The 20,608-nt window shown below is 70.5% G+C and carries 1 protein-coding gene (running past one end of the window); it reads right to left on the bottom strand.

From position 1 onward, the window contains the following. The coding region annotated (locus HUA75_RS21695; RefSeq protein ID WP_174487439.1) for an Ig-like domain-containing protein crosses the window boundary (this coding region is incomplete at its 3' end): on the bottom strand, positions 1–20,608 show 20,608 of its 29,227 nt. The annotated region continues 8,619 nt past the right edge of the window.

Below are 20,608 nucleotides of genomic sequence, written 5' to 3' on the forward strand. Positions count from 1 at the left end.
GGCCTCCGTGACTGCCACCCGCGTTCTCCAGCCCGCTCGTCACATTCCCCAACGTCCGCCCCGCCCTCTGCGCATTCCCCTCCCGGTACCCTCCCAGGTACCCCCTCTCACTCACGTCGATTTGGGCACCACTGGCGACGCGCACCTCGTTGGTGACAGTGAGCGCCATCCCATTCTGGCCCGAGACGCCATGCGCGCTGTGGGTCACTGTCGCGGTGTCCAGCACGTAGAGGCTTCGGAACGTATGGGCTCCGTCAATGCGCAAGACCTTGTCGCCCTTGACGACGATGTCCTGGTTCTCGAAGCGGAAGTCGTCCGCGGCAATGACCTCCGTGATCTCCGTCGGCTGCTGCGGCTCGACCACGGACACGGATTGGCACGACTGGCCCACGAGCCCCATCCGATCTTCCGCGAAGAGGCACACCTCGACGGTGCCAGTCACCGCGGGCGTATAGCGCTGTCGCAGGGTTGCCCCGACATTCGGGGACACGACGCGACTGCCCAGGACCGCGCCGTTGACCCGGAACTCGGCCCACGCCAGCGGCCCACGTTCATCCGCGATCCACCCAGACAGGTCCGCATCAACCCCGACGCTCAGGAAGCTGATGGCGCCGAGGCTGATGACGGGCGGCTGATTCGCATTCACCTGGAACGTCCGCTCGCCAGCCACCACGGAGCCCATGGTGTCCTCGGCGCTCGCAGCGACCTGGACCGCCGTCGCGGTGCTCGCCACCGTCGCGTCGGTGCACAGCTCGAGGCAGCCCGCGCCGCACGACTTCGGCACCAGCATGGGCACGCCATCCACCGTGGCGGTGAGGACCGAGACCCCGACGGTGTCTGTCGCTCGCGCGCAGACCCGCACCAGCTCTCCCCGAATCGCCGGATCGGGCGTCATGGAGAACGTCAGGACTGGCGGAACATTCGAGTTCACCGTCGTCGTGCGCTCGGCCGTTGCCGTCCGGCCACTAGCATCTGTCGCGACAGCACGGAACTGAACCGACGCCTTCGCCGACTGCATGGGCAACACGTGGCTCGCCGACACCTGTCCACCCGTGCCCGCCCCAATCTCCACGCCGTCCGCGTAGAGCCGCACTCCCACGAGATCGCCGTCCGCATCCCACGCGGTGGCCTGAACGACGAGGGTCGCTCCCTCGTGGCCCGTCTCCGGCGGCGTGCCTGTTCCCAGGACCACCGTCGGCGCCGAACCATCCGGCTTCACGACATAGCGCTGCTCCGCCACGCTCCTCCTGCCCGCGGCATCCTCGGCCGTCACCGTCAGGCGGACTTCCTGGCCGATCAGCTCCTCGGGAAGCACCAGGGCATGGTCGAGGCTCGCGCTCCCGCTCGCCTCGGCGCCTGACGCCACCACGACACCATCCCTCTCCAGGGACAGCGACACCTGTCCATCATCCGTAGTCACCAGATGCAGCAGGTTGACGAACGGGCTGACTCGCAGCTCCGAGGGCAACCCCGTGGGAACCCCGGGCGCCTGGGTATCGGCCAACACCCGAACCGTCACAGCGGCCTCCACGCTTCGGCCCGCGCCGTCGGTGAGCTGAACCGTGAGGGGAAGGTCCACGGACGTGCTCACAACCGGTGCACGGACCCAGGCCTTGAACAAGGTCGGGTCCGACGGCTCGGAGGTCAGGCTTCCGAGGTACAGCGAGCCCAGTCGCGCGACGACCGACACGGGAGACAGCCCCCCCGTGCGTCTCGCGGACACGGTCAACACGGCCCCTGAGCGGAGCTGCTGGTTGGCCCCCGGCGACACCACGGCCACCGCTGGAGCGCCCGTGGAGGGCGCCTTCACGTCGACGAAGAGCACCGGAGACAGGGCCTCGACGCCGCCGGCGCCACGCACCCGGAACCGCAATGAATGCCGCTGGCCTACCACCGAGTCCGCGGGCACGGACCACCGCGCTCGCGGTGCCTGCTCATCCACCGCGACCACCGGCACGCCATCAACCACGAGTTCCGCGTCGTCCACCGCCACGCCACGTGCCTCGGCGGCCAACACGACGTCCGCCCCCGCCTCCGCGGTAACCGTCCCGCCAGGCACGTAGACACGCGCCGACGGAATGACCTCGACGGGCGGGATGAAGTCCCTCACTCCCGTGGCGCCGTCCGCGACCAGGATTCGGCCCGCGGCCAACACCGCGTCGCTCGCGCCGGTGGCGGACAGCTTGCCCAACCGAACGGCCGCCGCGCCCTCCGGAAGGTGCCAGAGTTCGACGCCTTCGGTCCCTTCACTCACGAGCGCCAGCCGCCCCTCCAGCCGGATGCGTTGGACTGCTCCCGCCGTGGGAACAGTGCCAATCAGCACCGGCGAGGCACCGTCCTCCCACCTGTAGATCGCGAGCGACGTCGTGCCGCCCACCACCGCGAGCGTCCCATCCAGCACCACGTTCGTCGCCGCCACGGGCAGCGTCGCGACCCGACGAAGCTGACCCGAGGGGGCCACCTCCACCACCGCCACCCCCTGGTTCCCCAGGGCCACGAGCGCGCGTTTCTCATCACCCGCCACATCGAGCGCGGCGCTGCCCAGGACGAGGGCGTCACGCGCCTCCGCCGCCGGCCAGCGCAGTGACTTCACCGTGCCGGACGACACCGTCCACAGCCGTCCCGGAGTAGCGGCGAAGCGCTCCACTGCCCCCAGTGCGACGAGCGCATCCGCGCGGAGGTCGTTTGCCGACAAGGCCCCCTCGGCCGTCTCCCTCACCACCTTCAGCGTGCTGCCATCCAGGAACAGCACATCACGCCCCGCGCGCTCCACCTGTCGCACGTCCTGCCCCGCGAACAACGGCCCCACCACTCGAGGCTTCGCCCCGCCAGCCACGTCAATCGCCTGGACACCCGCCAGACGCGCCGCCGCGAGGACGCCGCCTCGGAACGGAGCCAGTCCCACCACCGTGTCGGGGAGCGCCACTGGCTTGGCGACAACCGTCGGCACGGAGTCCGGCAGCTTCAACACCCGGACGCCCGTGGGGCCGGCTGTCAGCAACAGTCCTTCGGTGACCAGCACGTCACTCACATCGAGCGCGGAGCGGGCCACGACCCACGGACGAGAGGGCTCGCGCAGGTCCACCACGCGAAGCCAGCCATCCCCCCCCGCCACATAGGCAACGCCCCGCACCACGTCGAGTGCGCGGACACCCGAGGGCATTCCCACCTCGGACACATGGGAGAGCGTCGTTCCGTTCGCACGCACCCAGGCATGCACTGCGGAATCCGTCGCCGACACCACGAGATCACCATCCACCTGCGTCGCCCGAACCTGCGCGGGGGCCACGGACAGCTCGCCCACGCCACCCTGCCCCTCGGGCGTCACGAGTGGCACCCTCACCGTCGAGGTCCCCACCGCGATGATCGGCCCGTCCGCCTGTGCGCCCAGCAGCAGCTCGGCGCTGCCCTGTGACAGCACCGAGCGAATGGGCATCGTCGGGTCTCCGAGATCCAGCGCCTCCACCACGCGCTGGCCGTCGGTGCGCGTGCGCGCGGCGTAGAAGCGGCCTGAGGCCGCGACACCGGTGTACTGGCCTTCGAGCCGCCCCACCACTCGAGGTGACGCCGGGACACCGATGTCCACGAGCCACAATCCGGCCTCTCCAAGCGCCAGGGCCACATGGTCTCCAAGCACCGCCAGCGAGACGGGGGCCACGGGGGTACTCACCGTCGCCACCGGGGCCAGCCCAGGCGAAGACGCCGCTCCCATCAGCCGCCCAATCCACAGACCACTCGAAGTCGCGACATGGACGTGCTCTCCAAGCCGGACAAGTCGAGTGGCGCCATCCAGCGTCACACTGGCCACCTCGGTCGGCAGCCTCGCCCCCACCACGGTTCGGGACACCGCTGCCGTCGCCGTGTTGTTCGCGCGGTCCTTCGCCGTCGCGCGAAGCTCCAGCAGCGCTCCCGTCGGCGTCGCGTCCGGGACATGGAAGCGCAGCTCCGGTCCTCCCGTTGCCTGGAGGACTCCCGACAGCCGCACCTCCAGGCTCACCTGCTCCAACGTCCCATCGTCGGAGGCCTCGGCACGCGCGAGCAACTCGCTCCCCGCGGCCACGATGTCCCCCGAGGGGTCCACCGTCACGGCCACGAGCGGTGGCGCCAGGTCATCCACCACATTCAGCGTCAGCACCGTAGGCGCGGACTCGCGCCCAGCGGAGTCTCTTGCCACGGCGGTCACCACCACCGCGCGTGTCCCCACACCCAGCGGCATTCGCAGCGCGGCCTCCACCACCGAGCCAACGCCAGCTCCCGCGTCCTGACCATCCACCAGGAAGCGCACGCTGTCGCCCGTTCCTCCGGGCATGAGCGACGCACGCACCGTGACGCGGCTCCCTTCGTACACGAGCCCCGTCCCCACGCGCTCCAGGACAACCGCGGGTCCCTGACCGTTCAACCCATCGACCACCTGCACCGTGTGTTCGCGGGCCGGCCCTCGACGTCCCTCGGCATCGATGGCCACCAGCGTCACGGTCAACGGCGTCGTCGACCCCACCAGCGGAGCACGCAGCTCACCCGCCAACACGGGCGCCACCAGGAGCATCGGCTGCGCTCCCTCGAGCGTCACTTCGACTTGCGCGACACGCGCGGGCTCCTCGGGTATCGCCACCACGGGGAAGTAGGCCCCCTCGGCGACCGTGAGCGGCAGTTGGATGCTGGCGAGCGCCGGGCCCGTGGCCGCACCCGACAACGAGATCTGCCGTGTCACCCGAGCCTGCTTTCCAGCCAGATCCCGCACCCACCACTCCACCGTGGCCGTATCGCCAGTCAGGGGGAGGTCGACATAGGAGGGCGGCCGGGAGTCCCTGACGTCCACCACGACCTGGTTGACGGAGACCTCGGACACATAGCCATTGAGGCCCAGCAGGTCGTCGGACACCTGGGCATCCATCAACTGCAGCCGCCCTCCACGGAGGGCCGTTGCGGGAAGGGCCGCCAGCGTGAGCCGTGGCGTCGCGGCTCCGCGAACCACCGCCTGACGGGACACGCCCCGAACAAGTCCACCCACCAGCGCACCTGGGACCAGACCGGCCACCCCCGTGACGGCGGGGTATAGGCCCGCCGCCACTGGCGCGCCACGGGCATCGAGCAAGCGTGCGCCCGTCTGCGTCCCGACGACGAGCAGCTCTCCAAAGGCCGCCGCGCTCAGGGCGCTCGCCCCCAGGACCGCCTCGCCCCTCGAGGTCAGTGTCCCCGCCACGACGTCGGCCGCGAAGCAACGCACCCGGACGCCGGCCACGCACACCCCGCCGTCGGCCAGCGCCGCGACCTTCGCGGAGACCGTCGCACCATGTCCCGCGCGAGCCGCGATGCGCGGAGCCTGAGGCCAGGAGACATCGAGCAGCACCAGCTCCGTACCGGCAACGGCGAACAACCGTGTTCCTTCCATGGAAACGGCCGACACCGGCCCCAGCGGGACAAAGCCGAGGCGGCCGCCCGTCCACGTCCGCAACTCCACGCCCTCGTCCGTGGCCACCGCCAGCCAGGCTGCCGAGCCATCCATCGCAGTGGGGCTCCGGACCAACTCCGTCGAGGTCTGGAACACCAGCCCTGGCAGCGTGAACCGCTCCAGCGCACCGGCTCCGCCGCGTCGCAGCGCCACCACGGCGGAGTCTCCGCCGAAGCTCACTCCCACGGGGATGCCGACCAGCGAGCGTGATGCACGCCGCTGACCGGTGAGCCGCGAGCGCAGCTCCAGTTCGCCCCCGCCGCCGCCATCCGCCCTCAGCACGAGCACGTCGTCTCCCTGCGAGACGAGCGCCACGGGCTCCATGGCCGCCAGCGAGTCCTCCACCTGAGTGGCCTGCCCGTGCGCGAAGACAGCCAAGGCGCCGCCGTGCTCGGCCACACCCCGTGCTCCACCCGGCGCCGTCCCGGCCGCCCGCGCCACCACGGCGGCACCCTCCGGACCTTCCGGAAGGATTGTCTCCCCTGAAGACTGGTTCGCCGCCAGTCGCACGGGCAGCTCCGCGTCCGCCACGCTGACGGAGAGGGCTGGCGTCGCGCCGGCCTCCACGGTGCCCACGAGGGCGAGCGTCGACCCACCCAGCAGCACGGGGCCGGCGGGCTCCTGGGCCAGGGAAACCGAGACCGAGGAGGCCCCATCGTCCATGACCGTCACGTGGAGCTGGATGTTCGGGCTCATCGCCCCAGCCCTGTCCGTCGCCTGGGCCTCCAGTCGCAGCGGTGCGCTCGCGCCATCCAGGACCGGAGCCTTGAACGTCGCGCGCCAGGGAGACTGGGTGAGAACGCGCTCATCGGCGCCCGAGCGAATCCGAACCGACGCCACGCCAGCCTGGGCCGTGGCATCCACCGACACGTCGAAGGAGCGCCCCTCCGAGAGCACCGCTCCAACGGACGGCGCGGCGAAGGACACGTAGGGGCGTCCCGAGGACGGCTCCACCGTGAACGAGGCCACGGCCTCCGTCGCGTTCGCACGCGCGTCACGAGCCACCGCCACCACCTGATGAGCCTCGGCCGACGTCACGACGGGGGCCGCCCAGGTCACGGTCCAGGGGGCTCTGCGAGCAACGCCCATGGACACGCCATCCACGAGGAACTCCACCTCCACGACACCGTTGGCATCCGTGGCGGTCGCTTCCAGCACCAGCGCCGCTCCACCGACCACCCGGCCACCTGCCACCGGAGTCCGCAGGGCGACCACAGGCGCCGTGACGTCTCTCGTCACGGTGATGGTGCGAGGCGTCGCCGCCGTCACCTGGCCCTCGTCGTCAGTGGCAAAGGCCGTGAGCACCCGCGTCGCGCTGGTCGCCGCGCCCGTCAGCCTCGCCAATCCGACAGGGTACGAGACGGCTGCGCTCGTCCCGGAGGCCTGCTCGTGGCGCACCACGGGAACGCCGTCCACGTGAAGCTCGAGCACCCTCAGCTCATGGTTGTCGAGGGCGGAGACGACCACGTTCCGGGTTTCCCCCTCCTCCGCCGTCAAGTCCTCCGCCGGTGAGTCGATGCTCACGGTCGGTGGCGAGTCCGCCACGATGCTGACCACCACCGTCAGCGGCTGGCTGGTGTTTCCACTCGAATCCGTTGCCGTGGCCACCAGCGTCGACGGGCCATTCACCGCGTCCATCGGCCACGAGTAGCGGTAGTCGCCTCCCGACAGTGCGGTCAGTGGCTGACCGTCCACGCGCAATGACGTCGTCAGCGAGCCGTCACTGTCATCGCTCCCGTCCACTTGGAACGTCCAGGCCACGCCAGCGGCGAAGACCGCGTGGTCCACGACCAGGCCACCATCCGAGCGACGCAGTCGCAGGGTGGGCTTCACCGTATCCACCGTGCGGAAGACTCGCTCGTACGGGGCCGCGATGTTGCCCGCGACGTCCGTGACGCCTTCCGCGCTCAAGACATAGAAGGTCGTGGAGACAAGTGGTGCTGTCGGCGTGAACCGCAGCGTGCGCCCATCCGGAAGGAGCGTCGACACGCCTGCTTCCGCGACGCGCGTCGGGGAGCGCATCAGGCGCAGGCGACTCGCGCTCGCCAACGACAGGCCTTCGTCGAAACGCACGTCGAAGGTGGCGGTCAGCGGCACCGACGAGGCCCCCACCGTATCCAAGGGCTCCACGCGAGCCACGAGGGGAGCCCTCACGTCGCCGCGATAGACGGCGTCCGCCACGACCACTGGCGACACGCCGGGCTGCCGCAGGGTGAGCGTCAGGTGCCCTTCCGGCCCCGAGGGAACCAGGGCCTCCACGCTGTCGGGTGTCCAGCTCCGTGTCGACGCCACCGTCGAGCCGAACAACACCTCGAGGCCCCGGTGGAACCCCGCCCCCGAGATGCGGACCCAACCGCCCGCCATGTCCACCGCGCCCGGAGCCACGCTCGCGAACGTCAGCGGCGAGACGTACAGGAAGGGTGTCACCGCCCTCGCCTCCGCGCCGTCGGACTCGCGCTTCACGCGCACGACGGCCGGCCCCGCCAGCGACGAGGCGGGCAGGGTCACCGTCAACTGCTCGGGCAACACGGACTCGATGACCTGCGCCTCGACACCGCCCACCTGGACATGCGTGGACGCATCGAAGCCCAGTCCATGCACCGTCACCGCCACGCCTCCGGCCACGGGGCCGCTGACAGGATCCACGGCGTCCACACGCAGGGACACCGGCGCTCCACCGCCACGCAGGGGGTACGCCCAGGGGCCCTGAACGGCACCGCCCTCGATGTCGGCCATCGGCGCGAGGGTCACCTGCGCCGAGTAGATCCGCGTGGGGTCCAAGGCCTCCGACGGAACGAAGGTCAGCGTGCCAGGCAGTCGCGAGCCCGGAACCAGCGCGGCACCGTCACGCAGCTCCACCATGGAGCTGGTGGTCATCGCCTGCGGGAGTTCCACCGGCAGCGTCACGGCGACACTCGCGCCCGACGGCACCCGTCCTCCCGGAGAAGGAGACAGTGTGTCCACCGTGGGATACGGCACGCGGAGGATTCGCAATGAATCCCCCGCCGCGACCACGGCCACGCCGTTGACGATGGCCGAGCCCGGTCCCGCTCCCACGCCCTCGGCGAACGTGGCCTCATCCAAGCCGAGACTGGTGTCGATCCACGCGACCCGGGTTCCACCCACCGCCAACAGCCAGGGGCCCGAGAGCGACAGCGAACTCGACGTCGTCCCGCTCGGGTCCGCTGCCGCGGCCACGACGATGGGCGCGGACAGGTCCGTCACATCGACCAGGCTCAGGCGACGGCCGGCGGCCACCGCCACGCGAGTCCCCTCGCGGGCCATGACGCCCACGGGAGCGGTGAGCCCACGCACCTCGCCAATCAACGGCAGGTCGCTTCCCTCCGTGCCTCGGACCTCCAGACGGGAGCTCGCGCCATCCTCCACGAGCACCAGCAAGCTGTCGTCCACCACGTCGAGGTCTCGCACCACGCCCGAGCCGAGCACGGTACGCCCCACCACCACGTAGGTCCCACCCACCGGCGCCATCAGCGCGAGTTCATGGCCACCCGCCACGGCGATATAGGCGCGGCTGCCACCCGCCGCCACGGCGCTCAAGAGCACCCCTCCCGAGGGCGCCAGGGCCACGCGCTCGATGAAGGCCGGCTCGCAGGGAGACCGGGGCGCCTCGGTACACGCCGACAGGTCATAGCGAACCACTTCGCCCTCGCCCGCCAGATAGAGCGTGTCTCCGTCAACAGCCAGATCCACCGGAGCCGCCACGCCCTCCACGGTCCCCGTGATGAGCGGACTGCGCGCATCCGACAGGTCGACCGTCGACAGCCAGCCCTCCCGGGCGGTGAACAGTCGAGGCCCTGCGCGCACCAGCACTCCACCCACGTCATCGAGGCGGGCGCGCTCGGCCAGCGTGAAGGTGAAACCCTCCGGCAACGAGAACTGCCTGGGCGGGACTCCCGGCGTCAGCACGGTCAGTGCCACGCTCCCTGTCACGTCGTCCGGCACCTCCACCCGAAGCGCGCCGGTGTCATCCATCGTCACGCCGCGCGCGGGGGTCTGCCCGAAGGCGACTTCGCTGCCCGGGAAGAGGCCCTCACCTGTGAGCGTCACCACCGCCCGGCTTCCGAACGGTGCGTGGGCTGGCTGGACCTTGGCGATGACCGGAGGCACCAGATACCGATAGGCCCCCAGGCGCAGCCCCGTCAGCCCACCCGGGTTGATGACCTCCACCGCGGCGGCTCCCGCCTTGCCCGGAGGCACCTCGATGCGCACCCACCGTCCGTCTGGCGCGACCGCCTGGACGACGGCGGGCTGCCCACCAACACGCACGACACAACCTTGCAGGAAGCCTGTCCCCAAGACCTCGACGATGGTGCCACCCGCCTCAAGACCCTGGGCAGGCGCCACGGACGACACCTCCGGCCGCTCCAGGGAGGCATCACGGCTCGTCCGGAAGCGAATCCGGGCAGCGGTGCCCAGGCGCGCGCCTCGCAGATCCGCGAGGTCCGCGCCCACGCGCAGTTCGTACCCCGTATCCAGCGCGAGGGGGGCATAGGGCGTCAGCACCACCTGCCCGCCCTGCTCGTCGGCGCGGACCTGCCGCGAGACCGCCACCGGCTCACCGTCCGAGCCCCGAACCAACACCACCTCGCTCGCCGTGGCCACGTCGGGCAGCGCGGTCACCAGCACTCGCGCGACCTCACCCGGCGCCACGGTGTCGCCCTCTCCGGGCTGCGTCCCGCGAATCTCCAGGGTGTCCAGCTCCACGGAGGCCAGCGCTCCCGCCAGAGGCAGGTCGGCGTCGTCCGGGTCGCTCACCGGCAGCTCCACGGGCGTCCCGTCTCCATCCAGGACGAGCGTCCCTACGAGCAGATGCCGCCCCATGAACGCCAGCGTGCGTGCATCCCCCACCACCGAGGCACGTCCAAGCCGGGTCGGCACCGCTCCCACGGGAACGGCGAAGCGCTGCACCTTGCCGCCTCCCGCCGCGACGTAGGCGATGCCCGCGGCGACCCGCGTCTGCTCCGCCGAAACCCAATTTCCCCCCAGGGGGTCATCCACCACGAGGGTTCCCGCCGGCGCCGGGCTTGCCGGCGCCGTGAGGTCATAGATCGCCACCTGCCTGGCGCGCCCCAGGGACAGGAACGCACGGTTCCCTTCCGCGGTGATGTGCACCGCGGGAGCCACGAGGTCCGTCGTACCGCGCTCGGCCAGGTCGCCCGTCCGGGCGTCCAGCACATACAGCCGCGCCGGACTCCTGGACGCACTCGACACCAGGAGGTTCGTCCCCTGGAGCGCGAGCGCACTGACGCCGCCAGGAATCGACCGCGAACCCACGCGCAGCGGCCGTCGCGCCTCGTCCGAGACGTCGTACACGTGGACGCCCTCGGGGCCGCCGACGAACAGGAGGGACCCATCGAGCGCGATGTCCGAGGCATTCCCCGAGAGTTCCGGACGCTCCAGGGGTTCGTCCGGACGGGTGACATCCACCCGACGAACTCCCCCGCTCCCGGCCGCCACGAAGACGGTGTTGCCGCGCTTCAGCACGCGCCGGCTTCCGCCGAGTCCCGGGAAGGAGATCGACCTGATGAGCGTCACGTGTGTCGGCTCACTCAGGTTGGCCAACAACAACCCGCCTACGGCGGTCTGGCGGTTCGCCATGAGCAGCTGGCCATCCGCGCCGTAGACGTCCACGGTCGCGCCCAGCGCCACATAGGCAATGGCGCCGTCGACCACCACATCGCGCACGGGCGGTGTGCTCAGTCGAGCCACTGCGCCAGAGCCGTACAGGAAGGACGCCGGGAGCGTGCCGCTGTCGGCTCCCACGGACACCGAGACGTCGACGAGCCCGGGCGTATGCGTCGGTGCCACCGCCTCGGCGCTCTGGGAGCTCGTCACGCGCACATCGAACGAGTCCGTACCGCCGAAGTTGACGCGGAGCCCGGGCGCGAAACCGCGCCCCTGCAGCGCCACAAGCACCCCGCCCTGCCCGGGCGCACGCTCCGGCGACAGGCTGACCAGCTTCGGGGCATCCCGATAGACGAAGCCACCCATGAGACGCGCGGCCAGGGTGCTGGGGTCACGCACCTCCACCATCGCGGCGCCCACGAGGCGGACTCCATTCTCCAGGCGCGCCTTCGGAATGCGGAGGATGATGGACTGCGGGTCCTGGGACACCACCGTCGTCAGCGCCTCCTGCCCACCCACGAACACGCGCGTTCCCTCGCGGAAGCCGCTGCCCGTGAGCACCGCCATCGTCTCCTCGTCCGCGAGCCCGGAGGCAGGTGTCAGCGACGCGATGCGCGGCTGAACAGCGCCCTCCTCCGCCAGCTCGAACGTGCCCAGGAAGGGCTCCGCCTGCCGCTGGGTACCGAAGGACTTGAGCCCGTCGACGTACACCGTGACGACATCCCCGGCGACAAAGGGGGTGGCGGGCGTGAACACGACCGATGAGCCTCGGACCGCGAACTCGACCGTTCGTGTCCCTGGAACCGAAGGCACGCTCACGCCATTGGCGTGGACGACGGAGACCTGCAGCGTCTGCGCGGTCAGCGACGATTCCTGCACCGGGAGCGTGAAGTCGATCCGGATCTGCCCTGCCTCGGCCACGAGCGAGTCGGGCGCGGGGGTCATGGCCACCGGCAACAACTCCACCGGAGGAACGGACTGGAGGGTCTCCTCGCCCGACCCGGCCACGAAGAGGGTCCCCCCCACCCAGCCAATCCCCGACAGCTCCGCCCCCAGGTCGGTCGCCTGCATCCGTACCGGGTTCACCTCATCGGAGAGGTCGAACACATGGAGCTTGTGTCCCGCCGTGACGTAGGCGCGCTTCGCCCGCACCACCACCCGGCTGCGGACCCGCGCGTCGAAGAGGCCCGAGGACGCGTCCACCAGGATGCGTCCTCGCAACAGGCCGGTGCGCGTGTAGATAGAAAGCGAGAGGCCGTCGGTCTGGGCATCCTGGACGCTCGAGGTGAGCACGTAGAGGCGCTCGGGTCCCAGGTCCAGGGCGAGTGCATCCTGATCCAGCGCCACCGTGCCCTCCAGGCGCAGCTCGGGGGAGGCCGCGTCGAAGACCTGGACATGGCCCATGGCCGACTTGGTGTCCGTGGTCGTGACATAGGCGTGTGTCCCCTCGAGCCGGACCCCCGTCGCCACCGACTCTCCGAGGGTGGCGACCCGCCGCACGATGAAGGGGGTCTCCGGGTGTGAGACGTCCACCGCCGCGAGCCCCGACCTGCCGTTCGCCAGCAGCGCCAGAGGCCCGTCCACGTCGAGTCCGTACACGGGGTCCAAGGTGGAGAGCGTGCCCAGCCGCAGCGGACGCTCCTCCAGGCGCACGTCGAAGATCTCCATCCCGGAAGCGCCCGGCGTGGGCACGCCGACATAGAGCCGGTCTCCCACGAGCTTCAGGTCGGACACCTCCTTGGGAGGAAAGCCCGGCAAGGACATCGTCACGCCGATGGGGAGGTCGTACGAGAAGGTCCCCACCACCACCCCCTCCTCGCCCGGACGCACCAGGGTGACAGGCACCAGGCCTGCTCCTGGGGCCCGGGGCGTGGAGAACTCCAGCGACGAGAGATCCAGGACGTCGACGTCCACCCCCGGCTCATTACCTACATACACGCGAGTCCCTGGCGCGATGGCCTGTCCCGAGACCGACACCCTGACGCGCGTCTTGCCTTCCACGGGGCCGTGGCTCGGCCCCAGTGTCACCGTCCTGCCGACAAGGGAATCCAGGGCCAACACGCCCGCCGGGAAGAAGGTCGCCGGTCCGCCCTGGTCGACCAGCCGGATATCGGCGGGCCCCGCCGGGAGCGGGGGCAGCGTGAGCCGCAGCTCCCCGGACTCCGAGCGAGAGACCGACGCCGGAACGCCACCCACCGTCGCCGCGTTCACGCCCTCCAATTCCTGCCCGAGGACGGTGACCTGCTGCCCTCCTGCCGTCGACACCGTGGAGGGAGACACCGAAGCAATCACTGGCGCGCGGGCGCCGCTGTCCGCCGTGTGGAAGGTGGCGCTGAGGGGCACCAGCAGGGCACCGCCGCGCTGGTCCGCCACCGTCCCATCCACTTCCAGCGTGTACAGCGCGCGGGCCTGGAGGGGCTCCTCCAGCGTGGCGACAATCGCGTAGTCCAGCTTCGCCGGGTCGGCGCGGACGGTGAGCGTCAGGGGGACGTCGCCATCGGGGCCCTTCAACCGGACCGTGTCCGAGGTCACACTCGCGGCCGCCAGGGGGCGGCTTACCTGGACGACCAACCGCGCCAGTGACGGCGGCACCAGCGCACCCCGTCCCGGCTCGTACCCTGTCACCAGCATGAACGGTGTCTCGAGCTCACTCAGCCGTGACTGCCCCGCTAGCAACAGCCGATCTCCCACGGCCAGGACATCCATGGCCGTCTCGGTATTGCCGCCGCTGAGCAGCACGGGCTCGCGGATGTTCGAGACGTCGACCAGCACCACGCCACCTTGATTGGCCGCGACGAACAGCACGTCGCCGACCAGCCTCAAGCGCTGAGGCTCTCCAGGAGTGTTCGACAGCGTCGTGTTGAACTCGATACGGCGGATGAGCGTGGGGTGCTCCACATCCGTGACATCCACGAAGGTGAGCCCGAACTCGGCGGAGGCCAGGATGGCGACCCCGTCTCGCACCACCACGTCGGTGAGGTTTCCATCCTCCACCCACGAGCCCACCACCTGCGCGTTCGCGCCCGCCGAGGAGTAGATGAGCAACGAGCCTCGCGGCTTCGTCGGGGTCGGCCCCGGGTAGCTGGTTCGCTGGCCACCACGCGCGCCACCGCTCATCGAGTAGTACGGCACCGGCGGCCAAGGCTGCGCCGGCTCGCATTTGGCGTACTTCACGCCCTGGTGATTCCCCGTCACGACGTAGAGCCGTCCCTCCGCCACCGTGGCGCCATAGGGCTCGAAACCCTCCCCGCCTTCGTGGGCCACCAGCAGGGGGTCCGCGGGATTGCGTGCGTCCACGAGGAACAGGCTTCCATCCCCCCCCACCTGCTCCTTGCTGGGTTGACAGGTCGATGACCCTCCGTTGGAGGGAGGATCGGTCAAGCCATTGGCGAGCACCCACGCCCCGGCCGGCGTCGGGACGACCCGTGTGGCGAGCAGTTCCTCCGAGCTGGGCAGCTTCGCGCGCCCCAGCAGGCCCAGGCTCATCAGGTCTCCCTCGGGCCGTGGCTCCAAGGTCCCACGGCCATCCAGCACGGAGAGCCCGCTCAAACCATTGGCCACGTACAGCCGATCCCCGGATGTCGCCACGTCGAGCGAATCGGGCATGACCTCCACGTCGGGCATGGGCGTCTCGCGAGGCACCCAGTTGTTGAGGATGGCCACCAGCAGGTCGACCTTCCCCTCGTCCTTCGGGTCCGGATTCACAACGTGCGCTCCCGCCGCACGCGGGCGCCCACGCAGTTGCACGTCGAGGGCCGCCATCCGGAAGGACTGGGGAATCATCCCGTCTCCCGTGAGGGAGCCCTGGTAGGACTGCAGGAACTTGTTGCCGTTGTGGGCCGCGCCTCCTGACGTGTAGACGTAGAACGGCGACAAGGGACTGGGCGCGAGCGCACCAGGGCGCACCGACAGCGCCCGCTCCTCCCCCAGGAACGGCAGGCCATACCCCACCTTGCTGGGGGCCACGCTCCGCTCCATGCCGTCCGGAGACACCAGCATCACCGGCGCATCTCCGAACGAGCCAGGTGGCGCCACGGCCGTGAGCCGCGTGGGCGAGTGCACCGTCACGCTCGTCGCGGGAATCCCTCGCACGCGGAGCTGCGTGGAGCCGAGCCCGTGGGCCCAGTCCGGAAGGAAGCCCTCTCCCTCCACCTCGACCGTGCTGCCGCCACGCGGGTTGAGGAAGCGAGGGCTCGCGAGACTCGCCTGCAGCGGCACCGTGTAGAAGTAGCCACCCGGTCGCCGAGCCCGCAGGCCCGTCGACTCGTTGAGGACCACCACGTCCGCCAGTCCGGCCTCTCCGGCCGGAATCTCGACGCGCAGGCGTGTGGACGAGCGAGCCAGGACCTGCGCCTTCGCCCCGCCAATGTAGACCTCGGAGGTGGCATCAAAGTCGAAGCCCAGGACCTCGCTGAGCCCCCCGCCCGCGACCGGTCCCACGCGCGGCTCCAGCCGGGTGATTCGCGGCGCCACACCTTCGGCCATGGCCGTCCGGAAGTCGACCTGGAGGGGGGCGACCAACGTCCGTCCATCCCGACTCCGGAGCGTCGTGCCGACAGTCAGGCGCATTTGTGCATCCGGAGGAAGCGGTGCGGTCAGTGGGATCACGATGGTGCTGCGTGCGTCCTGCACATCTCCCGCATCCGGCACCTCCAGCAGCGGGTTGCCGTTCGCGGTCAACTGGACCGCCGCGCCGACGGAGTCGTGAGCGACCGTGGTGGACAGGAGCACCGAGATGGACGGGAGGTCGAGTGGCACCACGGCGCCCGGCTCCACGCTCACGCTCACCACGGACAGGTCCGTCGCGGGACCGAAGTCCAGCGACCATCCTCCGCCCGACGCTCGCTCGCGCAGGCTCACCAGCCGCCCACCAGGCGTCACCACCGCGGAGGTCGTGCTGCCGGGCTGTGCGCCCGTCACGTGATAGAGCAGCTTGGGCGCGGTGGGGTTGCTCAGGTCCACGATGGCGACACCGGCGGCACCGGCCGCCACGTAGGCCAGATCTCCCGCGAGCCGGACATCCGTGGCGAACCCATGGACATCCACCGAGCCCACGAGCGTGGGGTTCTCCGGCTGGCTGACATCGACCAGCACCAGCCCCGCGTCTCCAGCCGCCACCACCGCCAGCGCGCCGCGCAGGCGGATGCGCTGGACATTCAGCTCCAGCTCTCCCAGGACCGAGAGGGCGCCCTCCACGGACAACGTCTGGAGCCGTCCACCCGCGACCGTCCCCGATGCCGTGCGCGTCCCCACTCCGACCACCGCCAGGCCGTCCTGGATGGCGACCACCTGGGCCCCCGCCTCAGACGGGAAGCGACGGATGGGGAATGGCTCATGGGAGATGTCGAAGGTGTGGAACCCCTGACTCGAGGCCGCCGCGAGCAGGCGGTCGCCACGTGCGTCCACGCCGTAGACGCCAGCCCCGGGGATGGTGCGAGCGGCCACCACTCGCGGAGCGGAGGGCCTGGAGATGTCGTATTCGTAGACCACGCCCGTGGGGCCGCCATTGGCCCCACCCGTCGAGAGCAGACCGCTCGCGAAGAGCCTGTCTCCCTCCGAGGGCGGATAGGACACCGCCCACAGGTCACCACCACCGACGCTCCCGATGACGCGGTCGTCGACGCCGTCCTTGTCCTCGTCCACCTGCTTCGCCTGGAGCTCCGGGGGAATGGCGATGCCGGCATCCGCCTTCGGGCCGCGCGTATAGAGGCCCGACATGTCGATGATGTCGAGGCCACGGCTCCCCACCACATAGGCATGAGTGCCAATGACCACCGCGTCGCGCAGCGCGCCGCCGAGCGACACCGAGGCACCCGTGGGTTGATCGAAGACGAAGGCATCCTCCAGGACCACCGTGGTGCCATCCGGGTTCTCCACCACGACGTCCGCCGGCCCCCGCTGGCCATTGGGGGTGTAGACCTCCAACCGATTCAGCCCCAGGACGCGAGTGAGGTACCCCTCCACTCCGTTGAAGCGAACCCGCACGGTCCCCGTGGGAGAGAAGCCGCGCCCCTCCAGGACCACCCGCGTCCCGCCCGCTGTGGGGCCGCGACTGGGCGACAGCCCGGTGAGCGCGAGTGACTCCGTGTAGAGGAAGGCACCGGGCCGCAGCACGGCTCCGCCCGAGGCACTCTTGAGCTCCAGGGTCGCGGCGCCCTCGACTCCTGGAGGCGTCCGCAGCGTGACCTGGGAGCCGTCCTCGGCGACGGTGACCTGGCTCGCCAACAGGCCGTTGAAGCGCACCTCCAGCGAGCTGTCGAAGCCGCTGCCCTCAAGGGTCACCTGGGTTCCGCCCGCCGTCGGTCCCTGGCGGGGATGGAGGGCGGAGAGGGCCATGGGAACCGCGTTGCGAATAGCGGAGGTCTTGAACTCGAGCGTGAAGGTGCCCGGCATCGACGGCCCCGGGCTCTCGGGTTGGGCGCTCACGCCGCGAATACCCGAGACGCGCAGCCGATAGGACGTCGCCGTGGCCAGCTCCAGGGTGGGAGAGATCGACAGCTCCACTCCCGACACGGCCGACGTCACGGGGACCTCGGCGCCCGTGGCGGACCCGTTCATCTTCACGAGCTGGATGTGGGCGGTGGGCGACAGCTCCACTGGCATGTTGAACGTCAGCCTCGGAACCTCGGTCGGACGGGCAGCCTCTTCTCCGGCCAGGGGGCGGCTTGCCACCACCACCGGGAAGGGCATCTTGACGATGGCGAGGCCATCGAGTGCCTCGCCTCGCACCGTCTCGGAGATGGAGACGACCGCGACATCCCCTTCGATGTCCACGTCGGAGAGGCTGGTTCCCGGATACAGGTCGAGCGCATCGATGCTCTGGGGCGCCGCGAGGTTCGAGGCCTCCACCAGTTGGAGCGCCGCGGGGCTCCCTTGCGCTCCGAGCGGCGACAGGATGGCCGCCGCGACGTGCTGGCTCGTGGAGGCACCGACGAAGACCCCCGAGGAGAGCAGCGGAGGAACCATGGCCTGGACGAACGGACGCGAAGCCGGCGTCAGGGACACGGTCCGCAGCGTTCGCAAGGCGGACAGAGCCTGCGTCCCGCGCATCGACACGCTTCCGAGGGCGTCCGTCAGCTCCCCCACCGCCGCCAGCCCTGGCGTCGTCAAGTCCACCAGGAGCGTGCTGGAAGCACCGTCCCGATGGGCCTGGACCAGCGCGAAGCGCCCGCTGACCGCCACGCGATCCACGCTGACAGGGGCCATGGAGCCCGCCATCAGGAAGCGCTGCTGGGCGCCCAGCAACACCGGTCGATCCGGGGTGGCCAGGGAGAAGATCACCAGGCCCGCGTCGCCAGCCGCCACGAGCGCGAGGTCACCCGCGAGCGCGATGGAGTGGGCCGTTCCCTGGAAGGGCACCGCATCCAGGTGGGTGGGCGCGGAGCGATTGGTCAAATCAAACACGAGCAGGGACGGGCCACCCTCCCCCACGGCGTCGATGAACGGCAGCGTCGGCGCGTTGGCGACCACATAGGCACGCGTCCCCCGCACGGCCAGGTCCGAGGGCTCGTAGGGCGGAAGGATGGAGACACCCCCCAGCACGGAGGCGTTCTCCGGAACGGAGACATCCACCGCGCCCAGGCCTCCTGGCGTGCTCCGGGTCAGCAACTCCGCGGGAGTCTTGGCCTGCGCGTGGACCTGGGCCGAGGACAGCACCCAGGCCGTCTTCTCACGCAGGGAGACCGCCAGCGGAGTGCCTCGCGACAGGCGATGGTCGGGCTGTGTCTCTCCATCGATGCTTGGGTCGTAACGCCCAATGATCGAGGCAACGACCAGCTTGCTGTACAGGAACGCGCCCGCGACGAACGCACTCTCTCCGTCCGGATTGCGCACCACGACGTCCGCGGCCCCGAAGGCCCCGGGCGGGGTCAGCGCCTCCAGGCGGCCATGGGCAAGCACCCGGACCTGTGTCGCGGGCACTCCATTGAACGTCACCGTGGCGCCACGCTGGAAGCCCCCGCCTGAGATCTCCACACGCGTGCCTCCGTCCACGGAGCCCGAGGCCGGCGACACATAGGAGACCTGGAGGATGGGCAGGTAGACAAAGCCGCCGACCAGCGACCCCTCCCCTCCATCTGGATTCACCACCGTCACCACCGCCGGCCCCTTCTGCTGGGCGGGAACGACGACGCTCAAGCTCTTGCCATCCGGGGCTACCGAGACTCCGCGTCCCTCGGCACCTGCGAAGAACACCTGGGCCCCCGGCACGAAGTGGTCGCCGGACACGGTGACTCGCAGGCCCCCCTCCAGCGGGCCTGCCCCGGGTGACACCCTCACCACCACCGGAGCGGGCTCCACGGTGGACAGCGTCGCGAACCGGGCGATGAACGACTCGGCGAGCGGCAGGCCGTTGCCATTCGTCACGGCCTTGGTGACCGAGACGAAATATGGCGTGGAGACCTTCAGCCTCGAGGAGGGCGTCAGCGTCACGCGGCGTCCGTTCGTCGCGACCGTGGCCGTGATGACCCGGCCCAGGGTGGGGTCGGCTTCACGAAGCATGACGGTCTGTGCGGTGACCGTGTCGGGGTTCGGCGGCGCGGAGAACTCGAGGGACACCACGGCCCCCACGGGCACCTGGGCGTCACCATCCACGGGCGAGACCCAGGTGACGACGAAGTCGGGCAGGTTGTAGACAGCGGCTCCCTGGTCGCCGTACTGGGCGACGGGGGCGCCTGACTCGATCGTCACCCCACCCGCGCGCGGGAGGTTTGCACGAACGAAGATGGGCGCCGTTCCATCCGAGCGGAGCACCGACGCGGACAGCAGCCCCTTCACGGGCTGGTTCGTGGCGTTGCGCAGCGAGGCGACCACCACCGCGAGGTTCCCGCTCACGGCCACGTCGGACAGGCCAGTGGCCAGCAGATCCGCCCGCTCGGAGCGGTGAGGCAGGAGCGCGCGCACCAGCGGCTCGACGGGGTTGGAGACGTCCACCACAGCCAGCGTGGCATTGGCATCCCGGCACGCCACGTAGGCGAGCGAACCCTGGGTCACCACACGGATCGCCTCGCCCGGCAGTGCCACGAAGCCACTGGGACGGAGCAGGGGGTCTCGCAGGCTGTGCACCTGGAGCCCCGCGGGCCCCGCTGCCACCAGCAGCAGGTCGCCGAGAACGGCGACGTCCAGCGCGGGTCCCTCCGTGACGACGGTATCCAGACGCATCGGAGAGGCCTGAGCCGGCTCGCCCAGATCCACCACCGCCACCCCCACGTCTCCGTTCGCCACGAAAGCCAGCCGCCCGGCCGAGGCGACGCCGTGAACGTCCTCGCCAGGAAGGTCGACCGAGCCAAGGCTCAGGAAGGGCGTCGTGGCGAGGTCCAGCACCGTCAACCGGGGCGGGATGGAGCCGCCGCCCCGCGGGGCGGACCGACTGGTGGCGACCAGCGCGAGGTTGCCGTGGAAGGCCATGGCCCGAGGGGGCCCCTCGACGTCGAAGGAGCCCAGGGCCGTGGTCGTCCCCTGATCCACCTGCGTCACCGCCACCCGGTTCAAGGTCGTGCCGTCCGTCACCCC

It is taken from the genome of Myxococcus sp. CA040A, from assembly GCF_013336725.1.
In the GTDB taxonomy this organism is placed as follows: Bacteria; Myxococcota; Myxococcia; order Myxococcales; family Myxococcaceae; genus Myxococcus; species Myxococcus llanfairpwllgwyngyllgogerychwyrndrobwllllantysiliogogogochensis.